The organism is Streptomyces sp. cg36, from assembly GCF_041080675.1.
Lineage (GTDB): Bacteria > Actinomycetota > Actinomycetes > Streptomycetales > Streptomycetaceae > Streptomyces.
The window spans coordinates 6,920,597-6,942,120 of the sequence record NZ_CP163520.1 but is presented as its reverse complement, the minus strand read 5'-3'; the positions used below and the strand labels follow the sequence as shown (position 1 = coordinate 6,942,120).

General features: G+C 73.0%; 21 protein-coding genes. 6 read left to right on the top strand and 15 right to left on the bottom strand.

Annotated features, from left to right (window positions below; translation table 11 throughout):
- Window positions 1-9 precede the first annotated feature (9 nt).
- Window positions 10-1,497, top strand: a complete 1,488-nt coding sequence (locus tag AB5J87_RS30970; protein ID WP_369381410.1) for an MFS transporter — start codon at window positions 10-12, stop codon at window positions 1,495-1,497.
- 73 nt (window positions 1,498-1,570) lie between these two features.
- Complete coding sequence (locus AB5J87_RS30965; protein ID WP_369381407.1) at window positions 1,571-1,858, top strand: DUF6332 family protein; 288 nt, start codon at window positions 1,571-1,573, stop codon at window positions 1,856-1,858.
- Here AB5J87_RS30965 and AB5J87_RS30960 read toward each other — a convergent pair.
- From AB5J87_RS30960 to AB5J87_RS30950, 3 genes are read right to left on the bottom strand one after another with little or no spacing between them, the layout of a single operon-like run.
- Window positions 1,819-2,520 (bottom strand): response regulator, encoded by a 702-nt coding sequence (locus tag AB5J87_RS30960; protein ID WP_369381406.1) that lies wholly within the window; start codon window positions 2,518-2,520, stop codon window positions 1,819-1,821. The two genes, AB5J87_RS30965 and AB5J87_RS30960, sit on opposite strands and share 40 nt — an antisense overlap.
- Window positions 2,511-3,809, bottom strand: coding sequence for a sensor histidine kinase (locus AB5J87_RS30955; RefSeq protein ID WP_369381403.1), 1,299 nt, complete (start codon window positions 3,807-3,809; stop codon window positions 2,511-2,513). Before AB5J87_RS30955 ends, AB5J87_RS30960 begins: the two co-directional genes overlap by 10 nt.
- A 58-nt stretch (window positions 3,810-3,867) precedes the next feature.
- Window positions 3,868-4,569: a TetR/AcrR family transcriptional regulator gene (locus tag AB5J87_RS30950; RefSeq protein ID WP_369381402.1), complete on the bottom strand. Its 702-nt coding sequence runs from the start codon at window positions 4,567-4,569 to the stop codon at window positions 3,868-3,870.
- 203 nt (window positions 4,570-4,772) lie between these two features.
- Here AB5J87_RS30950 and AB5J87_RS30945 point away from each other — a divergent pair, with 203 nt between their 5' ends.
- The gene (locus AB5J87_RS30945) at window positions 4,773-5,225 is read left to right on the top strand and encodes a nitroreductase/quinone reductase family protein (RefSeq protein ID WP_369381401.1); all 453 of its coding nucleotides are present in this window, start codon (window positions 4,773-4,775) and stop codon (window positions 5,223-5,225) included.
- A gap of 30 nt (window positions 5,226-5,255) precedes the next feature.
- On the opposite strand, the gene AB5J87_RS30940 is transcribed toward AB5J87_RS30945, so the two are convergent.
- Together AB5J87_RS30940 and AB5J87_RS30935 are read right to left on the bottom strand one after the other, a co-directional pair.
- The gene (locus AB5J87_RS30940) at window positions 5,256-5,432 is read right to left on the bottom strand and encodes a hypothetical protein (protein ID WP_369381398.1); all 177 of its coding nucleotides are present in this window, start codon (window positions 5,430-5,432) and stop codon (window positions 5,256-5,258) included.
- Between the two features lie 58 nt (window positions 5,433-5,490).
- Window positions 5,491-6,723, bottom strand: a complete 1,233-nt coding sequence (locus tag AB5J87_RS30935; RefSeq protein WP_369381396.1) for a geranylgeranyl reductase family protein — start codon at window positions 6,721-6,723, stop codon at window positions 5,491-5,493.
- Between the two features lie 170 nt (window positions 6,724-6,893).
- Between AB5J87_RS30935 and AB5J87_RS30930 the strand changes: the two genes are divergently transcribed.
- Window positions 6,894-8,258: a dipeptidase gene (locus tag AB5J87_RS30930; protein WP_369381394.1), complete on the top strand. Its 1,365-nt coding sequence runs from the start codon at window positions 6,894-6,896 to the stop codon at window positions 8,256-8,258.
- A 157-nt stretch (window positions 8,259-8,415) separates the two neighbouring features.
- On the opposite strand, the gene AB5J87_RS30925 is transcribed toward AB5J87_RS30930, so the two are convergent.
- Window positions 8,416-9,453, bottom strand: coding sequence for an NUDIX domain-containing protein (locus AB5J87_RS30925; RefSeq protein ID WP_369381392.1), 1,038 nt, complete (start codon window positions 9,451-9,453; stop codon window positions 8,416-8,418).
- A 240-nt stretch (window positions 9,454-9,693) separates the two neighbouring features.
- Here AB5J87_RS30925 and AB5J87_RS30920 point away from each other — a divergent pair, with 240 nt between their 5' ends.
- Window positions 9,694-9,870: a hypothetical protein gene (locus AB5J87_RS30920; RefSeq protein ID WP_369381390.1), complete on the top strand. Its 177-nt coding sequence runs from the start codon at window positions 9,694-9,696 to the stop codon at window positions 9,868-9,870.
- Between the two features lie 73 nt (window positions 9,871-9,943).
- On the opposite strand, the gene AB5J87_RS30915 is transcribed toward AB5J87_RS30920, so the two are convergent.
- From AB5J87_RS30915 to AB5J87_RS30900, 4 genes are all read right to left on the bottom strand, one after another.
- A complete protein-coding gene (locus AB5J87_RS30915; RefSeq protein WP_369381388.1) occupies window positions 9,944-10,867 on the bottom strand; it encodes a carbohydrate ABC transporter permease in 924 nt (307 codons plus the stop codon).
- On the bottom strand, window positions 10,864-11,778 hold the full coding sequence (locus AB5J87_RS30910) for a carbohydrate ABC transporter permease (protein WP_369381386.1): 915 nt from the start codon (window positions 11,776-11,778) through the stop codon (window positions 10,864-10,866). The genes AB5J87_RS30915 and AB5J87_RS30910 overlap by 4 nt, the downstream gene beginning before the upstream one ends.
- A 65-nt stretch (window positions 11,779-11,843) precedes the next feature.
- On the bottom strand, window positions 11,844-13,136 hold the full coding sequence (locus AB5J87_RS30905; RefSeq protein WP_369381385.1) for an ABC transporter substrate-binding protein: 1,293 nt from the start codon (window positions 13,134-13,136) through the stop codon (window positions 11,844-11,846).
- Window positions 13,137-13,409: 273 nt separating this feature from the next.
- The gene (locus AB5J87_RS30900) at window positions 13,410-14,372 is read right to left on the bottom strand and encodes an ROK family protein (RefSeq protein ID WP_369381384.1); all 963 of its coding nucleotides are present in this window, start codon (window positions 14,370-14,372) and stop codon (window positions 13,410-13,412) included.
- Between the two features lie 142 nt (window positions 14,373-14,514).
- Here AB5J87_RS30900 and AB5J87_RS30895 point away from each other — a divergent pair, with 142 nt between their 5' ends.
- Window positions 14,515-15,552, top strand: a complete 1,038-nt coding sequence (locus AB5J87_RS30895; protein ID WP_369381383.1) for a LacI family DNA-binding transcriptional regulator — start codon at window positions 14,515-14,517, stop codon at window positions 15,550-15,552.
- Window positions 15,553-15,609: 57 nt separating this feature from the next.
- On the opposite strand, the gene AB5J87_RS30890 is transcribed toward AB5J87_RS30895, so the two are convergent.
- The 5 genes from AB5J87_RS30890 to AB5J87_RS30870 form a co-directional block, all read right to left on the bottom strand.
- The gene (locus AB5J87_RS30890; RefSeq protein ID WP_369381380.1) at window positions 15,610-17,313 is read right to left on the bottom strand and encodes a serine/threonine-protein kinase; all 1,704 of its coding nucleotides are present in this window, start codon (window positions 17,311-17,313) and stop codon (window positions 15,610-15,612) included.
- A 68-nt stretch (window positions 17,314-17,381) separates the two neighbouring features.
- Window positions 17,382-18,680 (bottom strand): aldolase, encoded by a 1,299-nt coding sequence (locus AB5J87_RS30885; RefSeq protein ID WP_369381379.1) that lies wholly within the window; start codon window positions 18,678-18,680, stop codon window positions 17,382-17,384.
- Window positions 18,681-18,838: 158 nt separating this feature from the next.
- Complete coding sequence (locus tag AB5J87_RS30880) at window positions 18,839-19,801, bottom strand: electron transfer flavoprotein subunit alpha/FixB family protein (protein WP_369381377.1); 963 nt, start codon at window positions 19,799-19,801, stop codon at window positions 18,839-18,841.
- A gap of 106 nt (window positions 19,802-19,907) precedes the next feature.
- Window positions 19,908-20,696, bottom strand: coding sequence for an electron transfer flavoprotein subunit beta (locus AB5J87_RS30875; RefSeq protein ID WP_369381374.1), 789 nt, complete (start codon window positions 20,694-20,696; stop codon window positions 19,908-19,910).
- A 200-nt stretch (window positions 20,697-20,896) separates the two neighbouring features.
- Window positions 20,897-21,406 carry a flavin reductase family protein gene (locus AB5J87_RS30870; protein WP_369381373.1) on the bottom strand — a complete coding sequence of 170 codons (510 nt, stop codon included), beginning with the start codon at window positions 21,404-21,406 and terminating at the stop codon, window positions 20,897-20,899.
- Window positions 21,407-21,524: the final 118 nt, after the last annotated feature.

Here is a 21,524-nt window from a genome sequence, read left to right as displayed (position 1 = left end):
CTGCTCCGCATGACCTCTCCGCTCAACGTCCCCACCAGCCAAGAGCGTTGGAGCCCCAGGCTCTGGGGCACCCTGCTGGTGCTCTGCGCCGCGATGTTCCTCGACGCCCTCGACGTCTCCATGGTCGGCGTCGCCCTGCCCTCGATCGCCACCGATCTGGACCTCACCACCTCGACGCTCCAGTGGATCGTCAGCGGCTACATCCTCGGATACGGCGGTCTGCTGCTGCTCGGCGGACGCGCGGCCGACCTGATGGGCCGCCGCCAGGTGTTCCTGATCGCCCTGGCGGTCTTCGCCCTCGCCTCGCTGCTCGGCGGACTCGTCGACTCCGGCCCGCTGCTCATCGCCAGCCGCTTCATCAAGGGCCTGAGCGCGGCCTTCACCGCGCCCGCCGGACTCTCGATCATCACCACGACGTTCAAGGAGGGCCCGCAGCGCAACCGGGCGCTCTCCATCTACACCACCTGCGCCGCCACCGGCTTCTCCATGGGACTGGTCCTGTCCGGGCTGCTCACCGAGCTCAGCTGGCGCTGGACCATGCTGCTCCCCGCGCCGGTCGCGGTGATCGCGCTGGTCGTGGGCCTCAAGCTGATCCCGAAGAGCCCGCGCGACGAGGGCAGCCGCCACTACGACATCCCCGGCGCCATCACCGGCACCGGCGCGATGCTGCTGCTCGTCTACACCGTCGTCCAGGCCCCCGAGGCCGGCTGGCTCTCGGCCCGTACGCTGCTGTCCTTCCTCGCCGTCGCCGTACTGCTCGTCCTCTTCGTCACCATCGAGCGGCGCACGGCCAGCCCGCTGATCCGGCTCGGGGTGCTCCGCTCCGGCGCCCAGGTGCGCACCCAGCTGGGCGCGGCGGCCTTCTTCGGCTCGTACGTCGGATTCCAGTTCATGGTCACCCAGTACATGCAGTCGGTCCTCCAGTGGACCGCGCTCCAGACCGCGCTGGCCTTCCTGCCCGCCGGTGTGCTCGTGGCGCTCTCCTCCACGAAGATCGGCTCGGTGGTGGACCGCTTCGGCACCCCGCGCGTCATCGCGGTGGGCTTCTCGGCCCTGGTCGCGGCGTACGCCCTCTTCCTGCGGATCGACCTCGACCCGCAGTACGCCGTGGTGATCCTGCCCTCGATGCTGCTGCTCGGCGCGGCCTGCGCGCTGGTCTTCCCCTCGCTCAACATCCAGGCCACCAACGGCGTGGACGACAGCGAGCAGGGCATGGTCTCCGGCCTGCTCAACACCTCCATCCAGGTCGGTGGAGCGATCTTCCTCGCGGTGGTCACGGCCGTGATCACCGCGGGCGACCGGGGCGACTCCCCGCAGGAGCTCCTGGACAGCTACCGGCCGGGCCTGCTGGTGGTGACCGGCATCGCGCTCGCCGGACTGCTGATCACCCTCACCGGGCTGCGCACCCGGCACGAGCGGCCGTCGCTGGTCGTCGCGGGCACGGCCCCGGGGGCGGCCACCGCCCCGGAGCCCGCGACGGCCGCCGCACGCGACTGACACGTCCCCGGCGGACGGCGTGGCCGACGGGCGCTCCTTGCCCGTCGGCCACGCCCGCGCGGAGACTGCTCCCATGGGCAACCGCAGCCAGGCCGAACGCGACGCCGCCACCGTCGAGATCATGTACGCGGTGGTGACCGCCACCCTGGCGGCGGCGCTCGCCTTCGGCGCGCTCGCCGCACCCGTCCTCGTCTTCCGGCCCGACCATCCCGCCCGCGGCCTGCTCCTGCTGGCCGGGGCCGCAGCCGCGGTCCTCGCCTTCGTCGGCCGCGCCTCACAGGTCCTGTGGCGCTTCTCGTACGCGGACGACGGCGACCGGCGTCAGCCGAGCCAGCCGGGCCGCACCAGGCCCGACTCATAGGCCAGGACGACCAGTTGGGCCCGGTCGCGGGCGCCCAGCTTCACCATGGTGCGGCTCACGTGCGTCTTCGCGGTGAGCGGGCTGACCACCAGCCGGTGCGCGATCTCCTCGTTGGAGAGGCCGAGCCCGACCAGTGCCATCACCTCCCGCTCCCGTTCGGTCAGGCCGCCGAGCCCCTCGACGGCCGCCGGTTCGCGCGAGCGCGCCGCGAACTCCGCGATCAGCCGCCGCGTCACCCCCGGCGACAGCAGCGCGTCCCCCTCCACCACCGCCCGTACCGCCCGCAGCAGCTCCTCCGGCTCGGTGTCCTTGACCAGGAATCCGGAGGCCCCGGCGCGGATCGCCTCGAAGACGTACTCGTCGAGCTCGAACGTGGTGAGCATGACCACCCGCACCCCGTCCGGGCCGCTCTCACCGGTGATCAGCCGGGTGGCCGCCAGACCGTCCAGCCGGGGCATGCGGATGTCCATCAGCACCACGTCCGGCCGGAGCTCCCGCACCAGGCGCACCGCCTCCTCCCCGTCGGCGGCCTCCCCCACCACCGCGATGTCCGGCTGGGCGTCGAGCAGCGCCCGGAACCCGGCGCGCACCAGGGACTGGTCGTCGGCGAGGAGGACCCGCACCGGGGACACCGGCGGCCGGTCGGGGGGCGTCACGTCCATGGGCCCAGGCTAGACGGCCCGGACCCGGCGCCGGCCCGCCCGAGCGGCAGCCGCGCCACCACCCGGAACCCGCCGTCCGGGCGCGGGCCCGCCTCGATCGTGCCGCCGAGGGCCGCGGCCCGCTCCCGCATGCCGATCAGGCCGTTGCCGCCGCCGCCCGCCTCGCGGGGCGCGGCCGGGCCGTCGTCGTCGACCCGCAGCTCCAGGGCGCCGGGTGCGTAGCGCAGCTCGACCCGGGCGGTGCGCGAACCGGAGTGGCGGACCACATTGGTCAGCGCCTCCTGGACGATGCGGAAGGCCGCCAGGTCCGCGCCGGGCGGCAGCGCCCGCGGCGCGCCGGACGTCCCCGTCCGCACGGTGAGCCCGGCCGCGCCCGCCTGCTCGACGAGCTCGGGGAGCCGGTCGAGGCCGGGGGCGGGCGAGCGGGGCGCGTCTCCCGGGGCGCGCAGCGTGTCCAGGACCTGGCGCACCTCGCCGAGCGCCTCCTTGCTGGCCGACTTGATGGTGGTCAGCGCGGTGCGCGCCTGCTCCGGGTCGGAGTCGAGCAGCGCCAGGCCCACGCCCGCCTGGACGTTGATGACGGAGATGCTGTGGGCGAGCACGTCGTGCAGCTCGCGGGCGATCCGCAGCCGCTCCTCGTCGGCGCGGCGCCGGTCGGCGGCGGCCCGCTCGGCCCCGGCCCGGGCCCACTGCTCCCGGCGTACGCGGGTGAGCTCGGCGATCGCCACGATCGCCAGCACCCAGGCGGCGACGGCCAGTTCCTGCCCCCAGGGCGCGGGGCGGTCGCCGCCCGGCGGCAGCCAGCGGTAGAGCCAGTGGGCGATCAGGACGTGGCCGAGCCAGAGCATCCCGACCGCGGCCCAGGCGGCCCTGCGGTGCCCGGCGGCGATCGCCGCGAAACAGCCGACGGCCACCGCGGCGAAGACCGGGCCGTAGGGATATCCGGCGCCCAGATAGACCATGACCGCGCCCGCCGAGCCGAACACGGCGAGGACGGGGTGGCGGTGGCGCAGCAGCAGCACCGCGCAGGCGGCGGCCACCAGCACCCGGGCGAACGCGTCGAGCGCGGCGCGGCCGGTCTGGTTGTGCGCGGCGTAGTGGGAACCGGCGAGGACGATCGCGGTCAGCACCGCGGTCGACGGCCACGGCAGCCGCGAACGGCCCCGGGCGTCCGTGCCCACCGCGCCGCCGCTCCCCCACCAGCGCTGCCAGGGCGACCTCGGCCGCGCCGGGCGCGCCCAGGGCGGTGGCCCGCACCGGGCGGGGCGCGGCGGCTGCTGCTCTTCCATACCGGCCACGCTAGCCCCGGGCACGGCCCCCGGCGTCAGCCGGACGGGGTGGTGGCGGCTACTCCCCGGGGAGTACCAGCCCGACGCCCGCCGCCAGCCCGGCCGCCGCGTGCGCGAAGAAGGCGTCCCGGTCCTCGACGACGCGGTGGAACTGGCCGAACACCTCGAAGGACACCAGCCCGAACAGCTGCGCCCAGGCGGCCACCAGCGCGGCGGCGGTCGCCGGGGGCAGCTCGGGCATCAGCTCGGCGGCCATCCGCTCCGCCTCCGGGCGCAGCTCCGGGGCGAGCCGGGGCACGGCAAGGCCGCGCCCCTCGTGGGCCTCGCGGGCGATCCCGATGAGCACGAGGCCGACCCGGGACGCCGGACCGACGGTGGCCTGGGGCGCGGTGTAGCCGGGTACGGGCGAGCCGTAGATCAGCGCGTACTCGTGCGGGTGCGCCAGCGCCCAGGCGCGGACGGCCCGGCACACCGCGACCCAGCGTTCGGCGGGGGCGGCGCCCGGATCGGCCTCGGCGCGGGCGCGGGCGGCGGCCTCGCCCACGGCGTCGTACGCGTCGACGATCAGCGCGGTCAGCAGGTCGTCGCGGCTGGGGAAGTAGCGGTAGAGGGCGGAGGAGACCATGCCGACCTCGCGGGCGACGGCGCGCAGCGACAGCTTCGCCGCGCCCTCGGCGGCGAGCTGCTTCCTGGCCTCGTCCTTGATGGCAGCGGTGATCTCGGTACGCGCGCGGGCTCGGGCGCCCTGAACGGTGCTCATGGGGACATTCTGTCACCTCTGAGAGCGGTGCCCTAAAACGAGATCACTGATCCGGCCAGCGAGCGCCCATAAAATTAGAGAGCACTGCTCTTGCTTTGGAGCACCCGTCCCGTGCACACTGATCTCAAGCGAGAGCAGTGCTCTCAAAGCCGAAGCAAGCCGGGCCGGAACGCCCGGCCGAGCCGGAACAAGAGGGGTCTCCGATGACGACGCAGCCGTACTACCTGAAGGCCAGCAGCTTCACCACGCGGATGAACAGCGCCATCGGCTGGCTCGCCCGGCACGGCCTGAGCCTGGCCGGCACCGCCGAGATGTCCGTGCGGGGCCGCAAGAGCGGCCAGATGCAGCGGATCCCGGTGAACCCGCACGCCTACGAGGGCGCGCAGTACCTCGTCTCGGCGCGCGGCCACTCCCAGTGGGTGCGGAACATGCGGGTCGCGGGCGGCGGCGAGCTGCGGGTCGGCCGCAAGCTGCGCACCTTCACCGCCGTCGAGGTCGGTGACGCCGAGAAGACGGCGGTCCTGCGCACCTATCTGGAGCGCTGGGGCTGGGAGGTCAACCAGTACTTCCAGGGCGTCACCGCGAAGTCCAGCGACGAGGAGCTGATCGCCGCCGCGCCCGACCACCCGGTCTTCCGCATCACGGTCCAGGGGTGAGGACCGCTGACGGCCGTCCAGAGGCGGAGCTCACCGGTGGACGTCCCGGGGTGAGGCCCGCCGGTCGACGTCCAGGGTGGCAGCCCACCGGTCGACGTCCAGGAGCGGGGCCCGCCGACCGACGTCCAGGTGCGGGGCCCGTCGGTCGACGTTCCGGAGCAGGGCCCGCCGGTGGGCGGCCCGGTCGACGTCCCCGGGTACGCCCACGAGGCCGGCCGGGTCGTGACCGGCCGGCGCCGCAGCCGCCCCTCATCGCCGCCGGGGACTACGCCTCGCGCCGGTCCACCATGTCCAGCGCGCGACGGGCCAGCGGGTGCGAGCGCACCAGGCCGGCCAGCGTCGTGGAGCCCCGGGTGATGTCCGCGAACGCCTTCCAGGCCGGGCGGAAGCCGGTGATCGCCGCGTGCAGCATCGTCGGACGCTTCTCGAACAGCGTCAGCATCCGGCGGCCGACGCCCATCTCCACACCGAGGCCCGCCTTGATGGCGAACGCGTAGTTCAGCGCCTGGCGCCGCGCGTCCACCGCGTCCTGCGACTCCGCGATCCGCACCGCCCACTCACCGGCGAGCCGCCCGGAGCGCAGCGCGAACGAGATGCCCTCGCGGGTCCACGGCTCCAGCAGGCCCGCCGCGTCCCCGCACACCAGGACCCGGCCGCGCGAGAGCGGCGAGTCGTCGCTGCGGCAGCGGGTCAGATGCCCGGAGGAGATCGCGGGCTCGAACCCGGCGAGGCCGAGCCGCCCGATGAAGTCCTCCAGGTACCGCTTGGTGCCGGCGCCCTCGCCCCGGGCCGAGATCACGCCCACGGTGAGCGTGTCGCCCTTGGGGAAGACCCAGCCGTAACTCCCCGGCATCGGGCCCCAGTCGATCAGCACCCGGCCCGCCCAGTCCTCCGCGACCGTCGCGGGCACCGGGATCTCGGCCTCCAGACCGAGGTCCACCTGGTCGAGCTTGACCCCGACATGGGCTCCTATGCGGCTGGCGCTGCCGTCCGCGCCCACGACCGCGCGCGCGAGGACGGTCTCGCCACCGACCAGGACGACCGCGACCGTACGCCGGTCGGGCACCGCCGAGCCGTGCTGCTCCACGCGCTGGACGGTCACGCCGGTGCGCAGTTCGGCACCCGCCTTCTGGGCGGCCTCGACCAGTCCGGCGTCGAACTCGGGCCGGTTGATCAGCCCGAACAGCATCTGCTTGGAGCGCCGGGTGCGGGTGAGCCTGCCGTTGAGCGAGAAGGTGACCGCGTGCACCCGCTCCTTCAGGGGCAGTTCGAACCCGGGCGGCAGGGCGTCCCGCGAAGGACCGATGATGCCGCCGCCGCACGTCTTGTAGCGGGGCAGCTCCGCTTTCTCCAGGAGGAGCACCCGCCGGCCCGCGACCGCCGCCGCGTAGGCCGCCGAGGCCCCCGCGGGTCCGGCGCCGACCACGACGACATCCCACACGGACGAGTCCACCGGCTCGTCGTGCTGCGTCCCGGCATCTGCGTTCTCGCTGCTCACGATGTGCTTCTGCTCCTGATCCGACCCATGGTCCAGCTGACGACCGCATCCTACGGCGCGGTAGGTCCGACCCGCCGTGTGGGAGGATCGGCCGTACCTTCGCCGTACGAACGCGTGCACCCGCGTGTCCGTACGTGTACCTCAACGTCGCACCCACGAGGAGCGTGCCCATGACCGCGAATCCGATCGCCGAGACCGTCGCCTCTCTGATGCCCCGCGCCCAGGCGGAGCTCACCGAACTGGTGGCGTTCCATTCGGTGGCGGACGAGGCGGTGGCGCCGAGGAGCGAGTGCGAGGCGGCTGCCGCGTGGGTGGCCGGGGCGCTGCGCGACGAGGGCTTCCAGGACGTGGCCCTGCTGGACACCCCCGACGGCTCGCAGTCGGTCTACGGGTTCCTGCCCGGCCCGGCCGGTGCGCCGACGGTGCTGCTGTACGCGCACTACGACGTACAGCCGATGCTGGACGAGTCGGCGTGGCTGAGCCCGCCGTTCGAGCTGACCGAGCGCGACGGGCGCTGGTACGGACGCGGGGCCGCCGACTGCAAGGGCGGGTTCATCATGCACCTGCTCGCGCTGCGCGCCCTCAAGGCCAACGGCGGCGTCCCGGTCTCCGTGAAGGTGATCGTGGAGGGCTCGGAGGAGCAGGGCACGGGCGGTCTTGAGCGGTACGCCGAGGCCCACCCCGAGCTGCTGACCTCCGACGCCATCGTCATCGGCGACACCGGCAACTTCCGGGTCGGTCTGCCGACGGTCACCGCGACCCTGCGCGGCATGACGATGATCCGGGTGCGCGTGGACACGCTCGAAGGCAACCTGCACTCGGGCCAGTTCGGCGGCGCCGCGCCGGACGCCCTTGCGGCGCTGATCCGCGTACTGGACTCGCTGCGCGACGAGAACGGCCAGACGGTGATCGACGGGCTGGCCGCCGACTCCGCGTGGGAGGGGCTGCAGTACCCGGAGGAGGAGTTCCGCAAGGACGCCAAGGTCCTGGACGGGGTGGCGCTGCCCGGCACCGGTACGGTCGCGGACCGCATCTGGGCGCGTCCGGCCGTGACCGTGATCGGCATCGACTGCCACCCGGTGGCGGGCGCGACCCCGTCGATCCCGGCGAGCGCGCGGGCCCAGATCAGCCTGCGGGTGCCGCCGGGGGTGGACGCCGCCGAGGCGACCAAGCTGCTGTTCGCGCACGTCGAGAAGCACACGCCGTGGAACGCCCGGGTCTCCTTCGAGCAGGTCGGGCAGGGCCAGCCGTTCCGCGCGGACATCACCAGCCCCGCGTACACCTCGATGGCCGAGGCCATGCGGATCGCCTACCCGGGCGAGGAGATGCAGTCGTCGGGCATGGGCGGCTCGATCCCGCTCTGCAACACGCTCGCCGCGCTCTACCCGAAGGCCGAGATCCTGCTGATCGGTCTGAGCGAGCCGGAGGCGCAGATCCACGCGGTGAACGAGAGCGTCTCCCCGCAGGAGCTGGAGCGGCTGTCGGTCGCCGAGGCGCACTTCCTGGTCAACTACGCGCGCTCCAAGCAGGCGTGAGGGCAGGCCGGGCGTGCGCGGCCCCACAAGCGTGAGGGCCGCGCGCGTTCCGGCGGTCGCGCCGCGGGCGGGACCGCCGGGGCGTGGCTCCGGGCGGCGGACCCGGTCCGCCGCCCGACGCGGCGCGGGGGCGCGAAGACCGCGCCCCCGCCCCCGCTCACCCGACCGGCACCCCCGCCTCCAGGTTGAAGACGGTCGACTTCTCGCGTGCCTTCAGCGCCCAGCGCAGGCGTTCGTAGCGGACCGGCGGCAGCAGGCGCGACGCCTCGTCCTCGGCGACGAACCGCCAGCCGCGCAGCTCCGAGCCGGGGAGCAGCACCTGCCCGGCCTCGGCCCGGTCGAGGCGTCCGCCGTCGAAGAGCAGCCGCAGCCCGCCGTACGCGGGCGGTGCGGGCGGTTCCCAGTCGACGACGAGCAGCCTCGGTACCCGGCCGAGCCGGATGCCGATCTCCTCCTCCACCTCGCGCATGCCCGCGCGCGCGGGCGCCTCGCCGCGCTCCACCACGCCGCCGGGGAACTCCCAGCCCGGCTTGTACGTCGGATCCACCAGGAGGACCCGGTCGCTCTCGTCGAAGAGCAGCACTCCGGCGGCGAGCGTCTCGGCGGTCGGCTCCGGCGTCTGGACGATCTCGCAGACGGGCGCGGCCCCGGTGCGCACGGCGTCGGCGATGTGCTCGGCGCTCTGGCGCGGGGTGAGGGCGCCGTTGTCGAGGACGTGGGCGTCCTCGCGCAGCCACCCGAGGGCGGCGCGGTAGGGCTCGATGTGCTCGTACGCCCACTGGCGGCAGCGTTCGCTCGCCTCGGGGTCGTCGGGTACTTCGACGCGGGCCGCTATCCGCGCCCGCAGGATCGTTTCCTCATGCGTCAGGAGCACGTGCCGGACCGGTATGCGGCGGGAGGCGAGCCCGCCGAAGATCTCGTCGCGGTACTCCTGGCGCAGCAGCGTCATCGGCACCACGAGGACGCCGCCCAGCTCCGCCAGCATCGCGGCGGCGCCGTCCACCACCAGTCGCCGCCAGATCGGCAGGTCCTGGTAGTCGCCCACCTCGGCGAGCCGTTTCTGCGGCAGCAGGTACCGCAGTGCGCCGCCGATCACTTCGGGGTCGTACAAGGTGCTGTCCGGGATCAGGTCGACCAGTTCGCGCGCGGTGCTGGTCTTGCCCGCGCCGAACGCACCGTTGATCCAGATGATCACGGTTCCCCCTCTTCCATAGCCCCCAGTGGATTGCCCGCAACAGAGTGCCACGGAAACCCGCGCGCGGAACCGGGGCCCCTGACCATGCGCACAGCTGTGGCGCGCCCGTTGCACACCGGTTGCGACGTTTCGCGGGCGCACGGCGTCCTTGAGTGCGGGGCACCGGCCACGGGGGGCCGTAACGCACGCGATGGGGCTGTCGTTGTGCGTGTGCCGGACGAGAACGAGGGGGTGCGACGGATGCGTCGTACAGTGCTGGAACGCTTTCCCGCCGGGGACCCGCGCGGCAGCTGGCCCGCCGAGGAGTTCGCGCGCGACCGCAGGCACGAGGGCGTCGCGGCGGAGGTCGTGATGGACCTGGAGTCCGACGCGTTCCTGGTGGTCGTGCGCCAGTACGCGCCGGAGGCGGCCCACTGAGCCGCCTCCGGTGAGCGTGTGGGGCGCGGCGAGGACCGTCCCCCCGCCCCGGCCATGATCCGCCGGACGGGCCCTAGCCCTTGCTCGACCCCAGCGTCAGGCCCGCGATGAAGTGGCGCTGGAGCACCAGGAACACCAGCAGGGTCGGCAGGGCCACGATCACGGAGCCCGCCGCCAACAGGTTGTAGTCGGTGAAGAACTGGCCGCGCAGGTTGTTGAGGGCCGAGGTGATCGGGAGCTTGTCGCCGTCGGACATGAAGACCAGCGCCCACAGGAAGTCGTTGTACATCCAGGTGAACTGGAGCGTGGCCAGGGCCGCCAGCGCCGGGCGGCACAGCGGCAGCGTGATGCGCCAGTACTGGGTCCACACGCCCGCGCCGTCCACGATCGCCGCCTCCAGGATCTCTTGCGGCAGCGTCCGCATGAAGTTCGCCAGCACGAAGACGCAGAACCCGATCTGGAAGCCGATCTGCACGGCGATGACGGCCCAGTACGAGTCGAACATCGTCATCGAGTCGGACATCCAGTACGGCAGCGGGATGCGGTTGAACAGCACGTACAGCGGCGTCACGATGACCTGCTGGGGCAGCAGGTTGCCCGCCGTGAACAGCATCAGGAGCACGATGCCGCCGCGCAGCCGCAGCCGGGAGACGGCGAAGGCCACGAACGAGGCGAGGAAGAGCGTCACCAGCACGCCCGGCACCGCGATGATCAGCGTGTTGACGAAGTACTTCGTCATGCCGGAGTCGCTGAACGCCTGCCGGTAGTAGGCGAACGAGAGGTGCTTGGGGAGCGAGAAGTAGCCGTCCTTCGACGTCTCCTCGTACGGCCGCAGCGAGGCGTACACCGCGAGCAGCAGCGGGGCGAGGAAGGCGAGCGAGACGGCCATCAGGAAGGCGTGCACGCCCAGCCGCCCGGGACGGACCCGGCGGCGCCGGGCCGGGGGCGGCGCGGGCGGGGCGGCGGCGGGGGCGATCGGTGCGGTGTCCACGGTCATCGGCTCTTCTCCCCTCGGATCTCCTGGACCAGGTACGTCACGACGAACCCGAGGGAGACGGTCAGCAGCACGACGGCGATGGCGGAGCCGAAGCCGATGCGGCTGGCCTCGCCGATGATGTTGTCGGTGACGAGCACGGAGAGCACTTCGAGGCCGTTGCGGCCGTGGTTGACCGCGTAGACGATGTCGAAGGCGCGCAGTGACTCGATGACGGTGATCACGCCGACGATCACATTGACCGGGCGCAGGGTCGGCAGCACGACCCGGAAGAACGTCTGGGCCTCCCCGGCCCCGTCGATGGCCGCCGCTTCCTTGAGCGTCGGGTCGACGGCCTTGAGCCCGGCGAGGTAGAGGATCATCACATAGCCCGTGTGCCGCCAGGCGGCGGCCAGCAGGATCATCCAGATGTTGAGGTGCGGATCGCCCAGCCAGTCGGTCGGGTTCTGCTTGTCGCCGACGAGCGCGTTGAGGGCGCCCTGGTCGCGGGAGAAGACCAGTTGGGCGATGAAGCCGACGACGGCCAGCGAGAGCACGACGGGCATGTAGAGGGTCGACTGGTAGAACCGGCTGAACCGGACGCCCCGGTCGATCAGCACCGCGAGCAGCAGCCCGAACGGGACGGCGACCAGCCCGAGGAAGGCCAGCCACAGCAGGTTGTGGCGGACGGCCGGCCAGAACGGCGGGTAGTTGGTGAAGATGTCGGTGTAGTTCTGCGTACCGACCCACTTGATGTCGCCGATCCCGTCCCAGCTGGTGAAGGAGAGGACGACGGAGGCGAGGGCCGGGCCCCACACGATGGCGAGGTCGAGCAGGACGGGTATGCCCAGCAGCACGCCGAGGACGACGAGGTCGCGGGCGGTGAACCGCCGCGCCCCTCGTCGTCCGGCGCGCCGTGCGGAGATGAGCGCCACGGCTGAGTACTCCAAGTCGGTGCGGGAGAGGGCCGGTGGGTGGCCGGGTGCGCGGCCGGCGGCCGTCAGTCGGCCGCGAAGATGGTCTTCTTCTGCCGCTCGATGTCGTTGACGAGCCCGTCCACGTCGTTCGGGTTGCCGACGAACCGCTGGAGGGCCGGGATCATCACGGTCGAGGAGAAGTCCGGCCGGGTGTCGCGGTCCATGAACTGCGAGATCTGCTTGGCGCCCGAGATCAGCTCCATCGACTTCTTCTGCAGCGCGCTGTACTTGGCGGTGTCGGCCCCGCTGTTGACCGCGACGTTGCTGGGGTCGCCGGCGAGGTAGGTGTTCTCCGCCGTGGCGGTCGCCAGCCAGGTCAGGAGGTCCTTCGCGCTCGCCATGTTCTTGGCGTTCTTCAGGTTCTTGGCGTTCTTGGCGAGCAGGAACCCGTCGATGGGCGCCTCCACCGCGTCCTGCCCGTGCGCGGGGTCGATGACGGGGAACGGGAAGAAGTCGATGTCGTCCTGCTCGGCGGCCGGGAACTGCTGCCCCGCGTGCGGCAGTCCGAACACCGCCATGCCCGTCTCCCGCTTCTGCAGGCTCTGGGCGGCCTCCTGCCAGGTGCGGCCGTTGGCGCCCTTCTGGCAGTACGGAAGGAGCCGGCGCCAGGTGTCGAAGACCTCCTTGACGCGCTTGTCCGTCCACGCCTCCTTGCCCGCCATGAGGTCGCGGTGGAACTCGTATCCGTTGGTCCGCATGTTGAGGTAGTCGAAGGTGCCCATCACGGGCCAGCCGTCCTTGTCGCTGAACGCGATCGGTACGAGCTTGTCCTTCTGCATCTGCCGGGCGAGCGCCACGTACTCGTCGAGGGTCTTCGGCGCCTGGTAGCCGTGCTGCTGGAAGACGCTCCTGCGGTGGAAGACGGCCCACGGGTAGTAGTAGAAGGGGACCAGGTACTGCTTGCCGTCCTCGCCCGTCGACTGCGCCTTCAGCGCCGGGGAGAAGCCCTGGAAGCCCTGCCACAGGTCGCTGATGTCGTGCAGCAGCCCCTTCTTGGCGAAGAACTGCATGCGGTTCCCGGCGAACCACATGAACACGTCGTCCGGCTTGCCCTGGAGATAGCGGTTGATGTTCTCCTGGAAGGTGTTGTGGTCAACGGTGTTGACCTTGACCGTCCGGCCCTCCTTGGACTGCTTCCCGTAGGCCGCGAAGACGTCGGCGAACGCCTTCTTCGGGACCGCGTCGGACGAGTTGGACCCCAGCCTGACCGTCTTGGCGTCGCCGCCGGGGCCGCTGTCGCACGCGGAGAGGAGCGAGGGGAGGGTGACCGCCCCGGCGCCGAAGGCCGCACTCCGCAGCAGAGTGCGCCGGGACATCCGATGTCCTGCCACGCTCCCGGGCACTGCGGGACCTTTGAACGATGACTGAGCCATGTCCCCCTCCTTCGGGGTGCAACCCAACACAACCGAACGCGTGGCTTGGATCACACCCCCAACTCAGGGGGACGTCAAGGGTTTTGACGGGACTCCGGGTAACCGTTACCAGTTCTATTCCAACAGACTCCAACAAGCTCTACCGCAAACGCTCGCCAGCAGATCCGATGTCTTCCCGGCTCATCTGCCCCCAATTCGGCGGAAGGTGGGGAGCGGTCACCGTCCGGCGCGCACCGCCGGACGCGAAGTCGTCGGAGCACTCATGGCGGCTGCCGCGGCTCCCACCAGACCGGCGTCGTTGCCCATCTGGGCCGGGGCGACCCTGAGCCCCTGGACGAAGGAGAGCGTGGCGTACTCGTGCAGCGCCCGGCGCAGCGGCGCGAAGAGCACCTCGCCCGCCCCGGCCACTCCCCCGCCGATCACCGCGACGCCGATCTCCGTCAGGGTCGCGGTCGCCGCGATGCCCGCCGCCAGCGCCTGGGCGGCCCGCTCGAAGGAGGCCACCGCGACCGGGTGCCCGGCCCGGGCCGCCGCCGCCACCGCCGCGGCCGAGGCGTCCCCGTCGCCGCCCGGCGTCCAGCCGCCCGCCAGGGCGCGGCGCGCGATGTTGGGGCCGCTGGCGATCCGCTCCACACAGCCGCGCGCCCCGCACGGGCAGGGGTCGCCGTCCAGGTCGACGCTGATGTGCCCGATGTGGCCCGCGTTGCCCGTGGGGCCCGCGTGCAGCCGGCCGCCGAGGATCAGGCCGCCGCCGACGCCGGTGGAGACCACCATGCACAGCGCGTTGTCGTAGCCGCGCGCGGCGCCCAGCCAGTGCTCGGCGGCGGTCATCGCCACGCCGTCGCCCACCAGCTCGACCGGCAGCCCGCCGGTCGCCGCCCGCACCCGCTCGACCAGCGCGAAGTCGCGCCAGCCCGGGATGTTCACCGGGCTGACCGTCCCCCGGGAGGCGTCCACCGGGCCCGCGCTGCCGATGCCGACCGCCGTGACCCGCGGCCACAGGGCGGATCCGGCCAGGTCGGCCAGGACCTCGTCGACGGCCCGCGCCACCGTCTCGCCGCTCTCGCGCGCCGGGGTCGACCGCCGCGTCCGTACGAGCAGTGCGCCACCGGCGTCCACCAGCGCTCCGGCGATCTTGGTGCCGCCGATGTCGAGCGCGGCTACGAGGTCGGTCTGCATCGGCGTCGGATCTCCTGGTGGGCGTGGGTGCCTGGGCGGTCGGAGGAACAGTCTCCATTCACCTGACAACGTTGTCCAGGGCCTATGCTCGACGCCACACCCCGATCCCCCTCGCACACCCGACGACGACAGGACACCGCACGTGGCCGAGACCGCCCGCCACCACGAGCCCCGCTACGGGATCCGGCCCACGATGAAGGACGTCGCGGCCCGCGCCGGAGTGGGACTGAAAACGGTCTCCCGGGTCGTCAACGGCGAGGCCGGGGTCACCCCCGACACCGAACGCCGCGTCCAGGAGGCCATCGAGGCGCTGGGCTTCCGCCGCAACGACAGCGCGCGCGTGCTGCGCAAGGGCCGCACCGCCTCCATCGGCCTGGTCCTGGAGGATCTGGCCGACCCGTTCTACGGGCCGCTCAGCCGGGCCGTGGAGGAGGTGGCCCGGGCGCACGGGGCGCTGCTCATCAACGGTTCCAGCGCCGAGGACGCCGACCGCGAGCAGGAGCTGGTGCTGGCGTTCTGCGCGCGCCGGGTCGACGGGCTGATCGTCATTCCGGCGGGCGGCGACCACCGCTATCTGGAGCCCGAGATCAGGGCCGGGGTCGCGACGGTGTTCGTGGACCGCCCGGCCGGGCGGATAGACGCCGACGCGGTGCTCTCCGACAGCTTCGGCGGCGCCCGCGAGGGCGTCGCCCACCTGGTGGCGCACGGCCACCGCAGGATCGGCTTCATCGGCGACCAGCCGCGCATCCACACCGCCACCGAGCGGCTGCGCGGCTACCGGGCGGCGATGGCCGGGGCCGGGCTCGCCGTCGACGACTCCTGGGTGGCGCTCGGCTCCACCGAACCCGAGCGCGTGCGGGCGGCGGCCGAGGCCATGCTGAGCGGACCCGAGCCGGTCACCGCGATCTTCGCGGGCAACAACCGGGTGACGGTGACGGCGGTACGGGTGCTGGCGGGCCGGGAGCACCCGGTGGCCCTGGTCGGCTTCGACGACATCGAACTGGCCGATCTGCTCGGCATCACCGTCATCTCGCAGGACTCGGCGACGCTGGGCCGCACGGCGGCGGAGCGGCTGTTCCGCCGGCTGGACGGCGTGGACGACGCCCCCGCGCGCGTGGTCGTCCCCACGACGCTCATCGCGCGCGGCTCGGGCGAGATACCGCCGCCCGCCGCGCGCTAGGAGGGCGGGCCGGGGGCCGCCGACGGGCCCCGGGCGCGCGCCGGGACCCCGGGCGGTTCAGCAGACCGGGAGTCCGGGCACCGGCTGGTTGTTGGAGCCGCCCTTGAGGTAGACCACGCTGACGTAGACGTTGGTGTTGCCGCTGTCGTCGTCGGTGCGCGCCCAGTAGGTGTTGGTCCACTTCCCGTACGTCTCGCGGCGCCCCAGGTCGACCTGGCAGTAGAAGTAGTTGGTGCCCGCCTTGAGGACGCCCATCTCGCCGCCGTCGTGGCGGTAGCTCTTCGCCGTGCGCCACACCTGGCAGTCGAACCTGCCCGCGCCCGCCGCGTGGCAGGAGGGCGCGGGCGTGGCGTCGGTGCCGCCGCCCGTCGTGCCTCCGGCGCCGCCCGGACCGGCGGTGGCGTGGCCGCCCGTCGGCGCCTTGCCCGGTGCGGTGGCGCCGCCCTTTCCGCCGGACGCCTTGTCGCCCTTGCCGTCCTCGTCGCCCTTGGCGGGGTGCGTGGCGCCCGGCGAGGCGGAGGGGCGGTCCTTCGCGCCGCTCGGGCCGGGGCTCGCGGTGGTGGAGCCGCCACCGTCCCAGGCTCCGCCCGTGCCGTCCTGCGGCACGCTCGCGCGCGGGCTCGCGCCGCTCGCCGCGCCCGCTGCCCGGCGCCGGTCGCCGTCGTCCGCGCCGGTGCCGACCACCGCGTACGTGACTCCGGCCCCCGCCAGCACCACGGCCACCACGCCCGCCGCGACCAGGGCCCGCGTCCTGCCCCGGCCCGGGGCGGCGGGCGGGAACGGGTTCACGGCGCTCCTGGGCTGCTGGATGACGACCGGGCCGAAGCCCTCCGGCCGGTGCGGCAGCACGTCCCGTACCGTCTCGGCGCGCGGCGGTGCGGCGGGCTGCGGTGCGGGCGTCGGGGCCGCCGCGAGGCCCGGGGCGCGGCCCTCGGCGACCGCCGCCAGCAGCCGCGCGGCGCTCTCCGCGTCGGGACGGCGGGCCGGGTCCTTGTGCATCAGCTCGCGCAGTACGGGCGCCAGCGGGCCCGCGCGGACCGGCTCGGGCAGCGGTTCGGCGACGATCGCGGAGAGCGTCGACCAGGTGGAGGTGCGGCGGAACGGGGAGGCGCCCTCCACCGCCGCGTACAGCGTGGCGCCCAGCGCCCAGACGTCGGAGGCGGGGCCGGGGTCCTGGCCCTGGGCGCGCTCGGGGGCCAGGTAGTCCAGCGAGCCGACCAGTTCGCCGCTGCGGGTCAGATGGGTGGCCGAGCCGTCGCCCGGGTCGTCCATGGCGGCGATGCCGAAGTCGGTGAGCACCACCCGGCCGCCCGCTTCGAGCAGGATGTTGCCGGGCTTCACGTCCCGGTGCAGCACGCCCGCGCGGTGGGCCGCGGCCAGCGCCTCCAGGACCCGGGCGCCGATGGCGGCGGCCTCGCGCGGGTCGAGCGCGCCGCGCTCGCCGAGGACGCCGTCGAGGGAGGGGCCGGGGACGAGCTCCATCACGATGACCGGGCGGCCCTCGTGCTCGGTCACGTCGTGGACGGCGACGACTCCGGGGTGGCGCACCCGCGCGGCTGCGCGGGCCTCGCGCTGCATGCGCAGCCGCAGATCGCCCAGTTCGGGCGCGGACATGTCCGAGTACGTCCGCAGTTCCTTGACGGCGACCTCACGGCCGAGCACTTCGTCGACGGCGCGCCAGACGACGCCCATGCCGCCCCGGCCGAGCTGCTCGATCAGCCGGTACCGGCCCGCGAGCCGGTCGTTCTCCCCCGAAGACACCGCTGCCCCGTTCGCTGTGGTGATGATGGTCGCGTCCAGGGTAAGGGGCGGCGGTGACAGCTCCCGGGCTACGGGGTGGTGACGGTGAGCGCGGCCCGGCGCGGCGAGGCGAAGCCGTCGAGGTCGGCGCGGGTCAGTCCGGTGAGCCGGGTGACCTCCTCGGTGTCCAGGGCGCCGCAGTCCAGGCCGCGCAGCAGGAAGCCGCTGAGCGCCTTGGCGGTGGCGGGCTCGTCCATGACGTCGCCGCCGGCCTTGGCCACATAGGCGGCGAGGCGGGCCGCGGCCTGCTCCAGGCCCTCGCGGTAGAACGCGTAAACCGCCGCGTACCGGGTCGGCAGGTGGCCCGGGTGCATGTCCCAGCCCTGGTAGTAGGCGCGGGCCAGGGCCCGCCGGGTCAGCCCGTAGTGCAGCCGCCACGCCTCGTGGACGTGCTCGGTGGAGCCGATCGGCAGCACGTTGGTGGAGCCGTCGGAGACCCGTACGCCGGTGCCCGCCGCCGCGACCTGCATCACGGCCTTGGCGTGGTCGGCGGCGGGGTGGTCGCTGGCCTGGTAGGCGGCGGAGACGCCGACGCACGCGCTGTAGTCGAAGGTCCCGTAGTGCAGTCCGGTCGCGCGGCCCTCGGCGGCGTCGATCATGCGGGCGACGGCGGCGGTGCCGTCGGCCGCCAGGATCGACTGGCTGGTCTCGATCTGGATCTCGAAGCCGAGCCGCCCGGCGGGCAGGCCGTGGGCCTTCTCGAAGGCTGCCAGGAGCCGTACGAAGGCGGCGACCTGCTCGGGGTAGGTGACCTTGGGCAGGGTCAGGACGAGCCCGTCGGGCAGGCCGCCGTGCTCCATCAGCCCGGTGAGGAAGACGTCGGTGGTGCGGATGCCGCGGTCGCGTACGGCCGCCTCCATGCACTTCATGCGGATGCCCATGTACGGGGCGGCGGTCCCGCCCGCGTACGCCTCGGCGACCAGCCGGGCCGCGCGGGCCGCGGCGGCGTCCTCCTCGGCGTCCGGGCGCGGGCCGTAGCCGTCCTCGAAGTCGACCCGCAGGTCCTCCACCGGCTCGCGCTCCAGCTTGGCGCGGACCCGCTCGTACACGGGCCCGGCGAGGTCGTCGGCGATGCCGAGGACACGGGCGAGGGAGGCGGCGTCGGGGGCGTGCTCGTCGAGGGCGGCGAGCGCCTGGTCGCCCCAGCCGCGCAGGGTGTCGGCGTCGAAGAGGTCACCGGGCACGTAGACGGTGTGCACGGGCTGGCGGGTGCCGGGGTCGCCCGGGTAGCGGCGGGCGAGCTCCTCGTCCACGGCCGTCAGCGAGGCGCTGATCTCGTCGCTGACCGCGCCGGCGAGGCTCGTCGCCACCTTCTCCTGCTGACCCATCCTGCACCCTCCGCGTTCAATTTCCACTGGGCGGAATCATCGATCCGCATAGCAGAATTTAGTTATGGGCCCTCTTCGCGTCAATGGTTGCCCGAAACGGCCGGGGGCCGCGCGGTGAAGATCACCACGCGGCCCCCGGGGCAGAACGAACGGGCAGGTCAGCCCTTGCGCGACTGAACCTCTTCGGTCAGCTGCGGAACGACGTCGAAGAGGTCGCCCACCACGCCGTAGTCGACGAGGTCGAAGATCGGGGCCTCGGCGTCCTTGTTGATGGCGACGATGGTCTTCGAGGTCTGCATGCCGGCGCGGTGCTGGATGGCACCGGAGATGCCGGACGCGATGTACAGCTGCGGCGAGACCGACTTGCCGGTCTGGCCGACCTGGTTGGAGTGCGGGTACCAGCCGGCGTCGACGGCGGCGCGGGAGGCGCCGACGGCGGCACCGAGCGAGTCGGCCAGCGCCTCGATGATCGCGAAGTTCTCGGCGCCGTTGACGCCGCGACCGCCGGAGACCACGATCGCGGCCTCGGTCAGCTCGGGGCGGCCGGTCGACTCGCGCGGGGTGCGGGAGACGACCTTGGTGCCGGTGGCCTGCGCCGAGAACGAGACCGTCAGGGCCTCGACGGCGCCCGCGGCCGGGGCGGCCTCCACGGCGGCCGAGTTCGGCTTGACCGTGATGACCGGGGTGCCCTTGGAGACGCGGGACTTGGTGGAGTACGAGGCGGCGAACGCCGACTGGGTGGCGACCGGACCCTCGTCGCCGGCCTCCAGGTCGACGGCGTCGGTGATGATGCCGGAGCCGATGCGCAGCGCCAGGCGGGCCGCGATCTCCTTGCCCTCGGCGGAGGACGGGACGAGCACGGCGGCCGGGGAGACGGCCTCGTACGCGGCCTGGAGCGCGTCCACCTTCGGCACCACGAGGTAGTCGGCGAACTCGGCGGCCTCGGCGGTGAGCACGCGGGTGGCGCCGTGCTCGGCGAGCGCGGCGGCGGTGTCCGCGGCGCCGTTGCCCAGCGCGACGGCGACGGGCTCGCCGATGCGGCGGGCCAGCGTCAGCAGTTCGAGGGTGGGCTTGCGGACGGCGCCGTCGACGTGGTCGACGTAGACGAGAACTTCAGCCATGGGAATGATCTCCTGCTGCGAATGCGAAGAATCGGGGGGCGGTTGAGCGGCTCGACGAGCCTGGGAAGCTGTGCCGACCCGGGGGACGGACCCCCGGGACCCCCAGCTAGATGAACTTCTGGCTCGCGAGGAACTCGGCGAGCTGCTTGCCGCCCTCGCCCTCGTCCTTGACGATCGTGCCGGCGGTGCGGGCCGGGCGCTCGGCGGCGGCGTCGACCGCGGTCCAGGCGCCGTCGAGGCCGACCTCGTCCGCGTCGAGGTCCAGGTCGTCCAGGTCCAGCGACTCCACCGGCTTCTTCTTGGCGGCCATGATGCCCTTGAAGGACGGGTAGCGGGCCTCGCCCGACTGGTCCGTCACGGACACGACGGCCGGCAGGGACGCCTCCAGCTGCTCCGACGCGGTGTCGCCGTCGCGGCGGCCCTTGACGACGCCGCCCTCGACCGAGACCTCGGAGAGCAGGGTGACCTGCGGAACGTTCAGCCGCTCGGCGAGCAGCGCGGGCAGCACGCCCATGGTGCCGTCGGTCGACGCCATGCCGGAGACGACCAGGTCGAAGCCGGTCTTCTCGATGGCCTTGGCGAGCACCAGGGAGGTGCCGATGGCGTCGGTGCCGTGCAGGTCGTCGTCCTCGACGTGGACGGCCTTGTCGGCGCCCATGGAGAGCGCCTTGCGCAGCGCGTCCTTGGCGTCCTCGGGACCGACGGTGAGGACCGTGATCTCGGCGTCGTCGTCCGCCGCTTCCTTGATCTGAAGCGCCTGCTCCACCGCGTACTCGTCCAGCTCCGAAAGGAGGCCGTCGACGTCGTCGCGATCGACGGTCAGGTCATCGGAGAAGTGCCGGTCGCCGGTGGCGTCGGGCACGTACTTCACACAGACAACGATCCTCAAGCTCACGCCGGCTCTCCTACTGCATCGTCATTTCTGGGCTGCCTTGTTGCACGCAGCATAGGCGCCTGTTGGGGCGGTTTCCGGTCGGGGCGACCGACGCTCCGAACCGAATATTACTCGCCAGTACACCCACTGTGTTCCCCGTAAGCAAGCGCTTTGAACTGTGACGTTGCCAACGCTGAGTAACCGGCGGGTACGGAGACTTTTCAGTCCCTCAGCGCGTTGAAGCGACCCTGGTGGTAGAGGAGCGGACGGCCCGCGCCCACGGGGTCGCCGACGACCGCCTCGCCGACCACTATGCGGTGGTCCCCGGCCGGGATGCGCGCCACCACCCGGCACACCAGCCACGCCAGCACCCCGTCGAGCACGGGGACGCCCTCGGGGCCGGTCCGCCAGCCGGTGGCGGGGCCGAACCGGTCGGCGCCGCTGCGCGCGAAGGTGGCGGCCAGCTCCTGCTGGTGCTCGCCGAGTATGTGGACGCCGACGTGCTCGGCCTCGGAGAGGACCGGCCAGCTGGAGGAGCCGGTGCCGATGCCGAACGAGAGCAACGGGGGCTCGGCGGCGACGGAGTTGAGGGAAGTGGCGGTGAAGCCGACGGGGCGGCCGTCACGCTGTGCGGTGATCACCGCCACACCGGCGGCATGCTGGCGGAAGACCGCGCGGAACAGCTGCGGGGAGGCGAGCCGTGCGGCGCCGAGCTCGGGCGAAGCCGTCATGGAGTTGTCCTTCTGCGGTGGGTGCGAGGGGGCTGCGGGGTGTTCAGCGGCCCGGACAGCGCGCACTGGCGTTGCGGGCGAGGTCCACATGGACGCGCCCGAAGAGAAGGATTTCGGT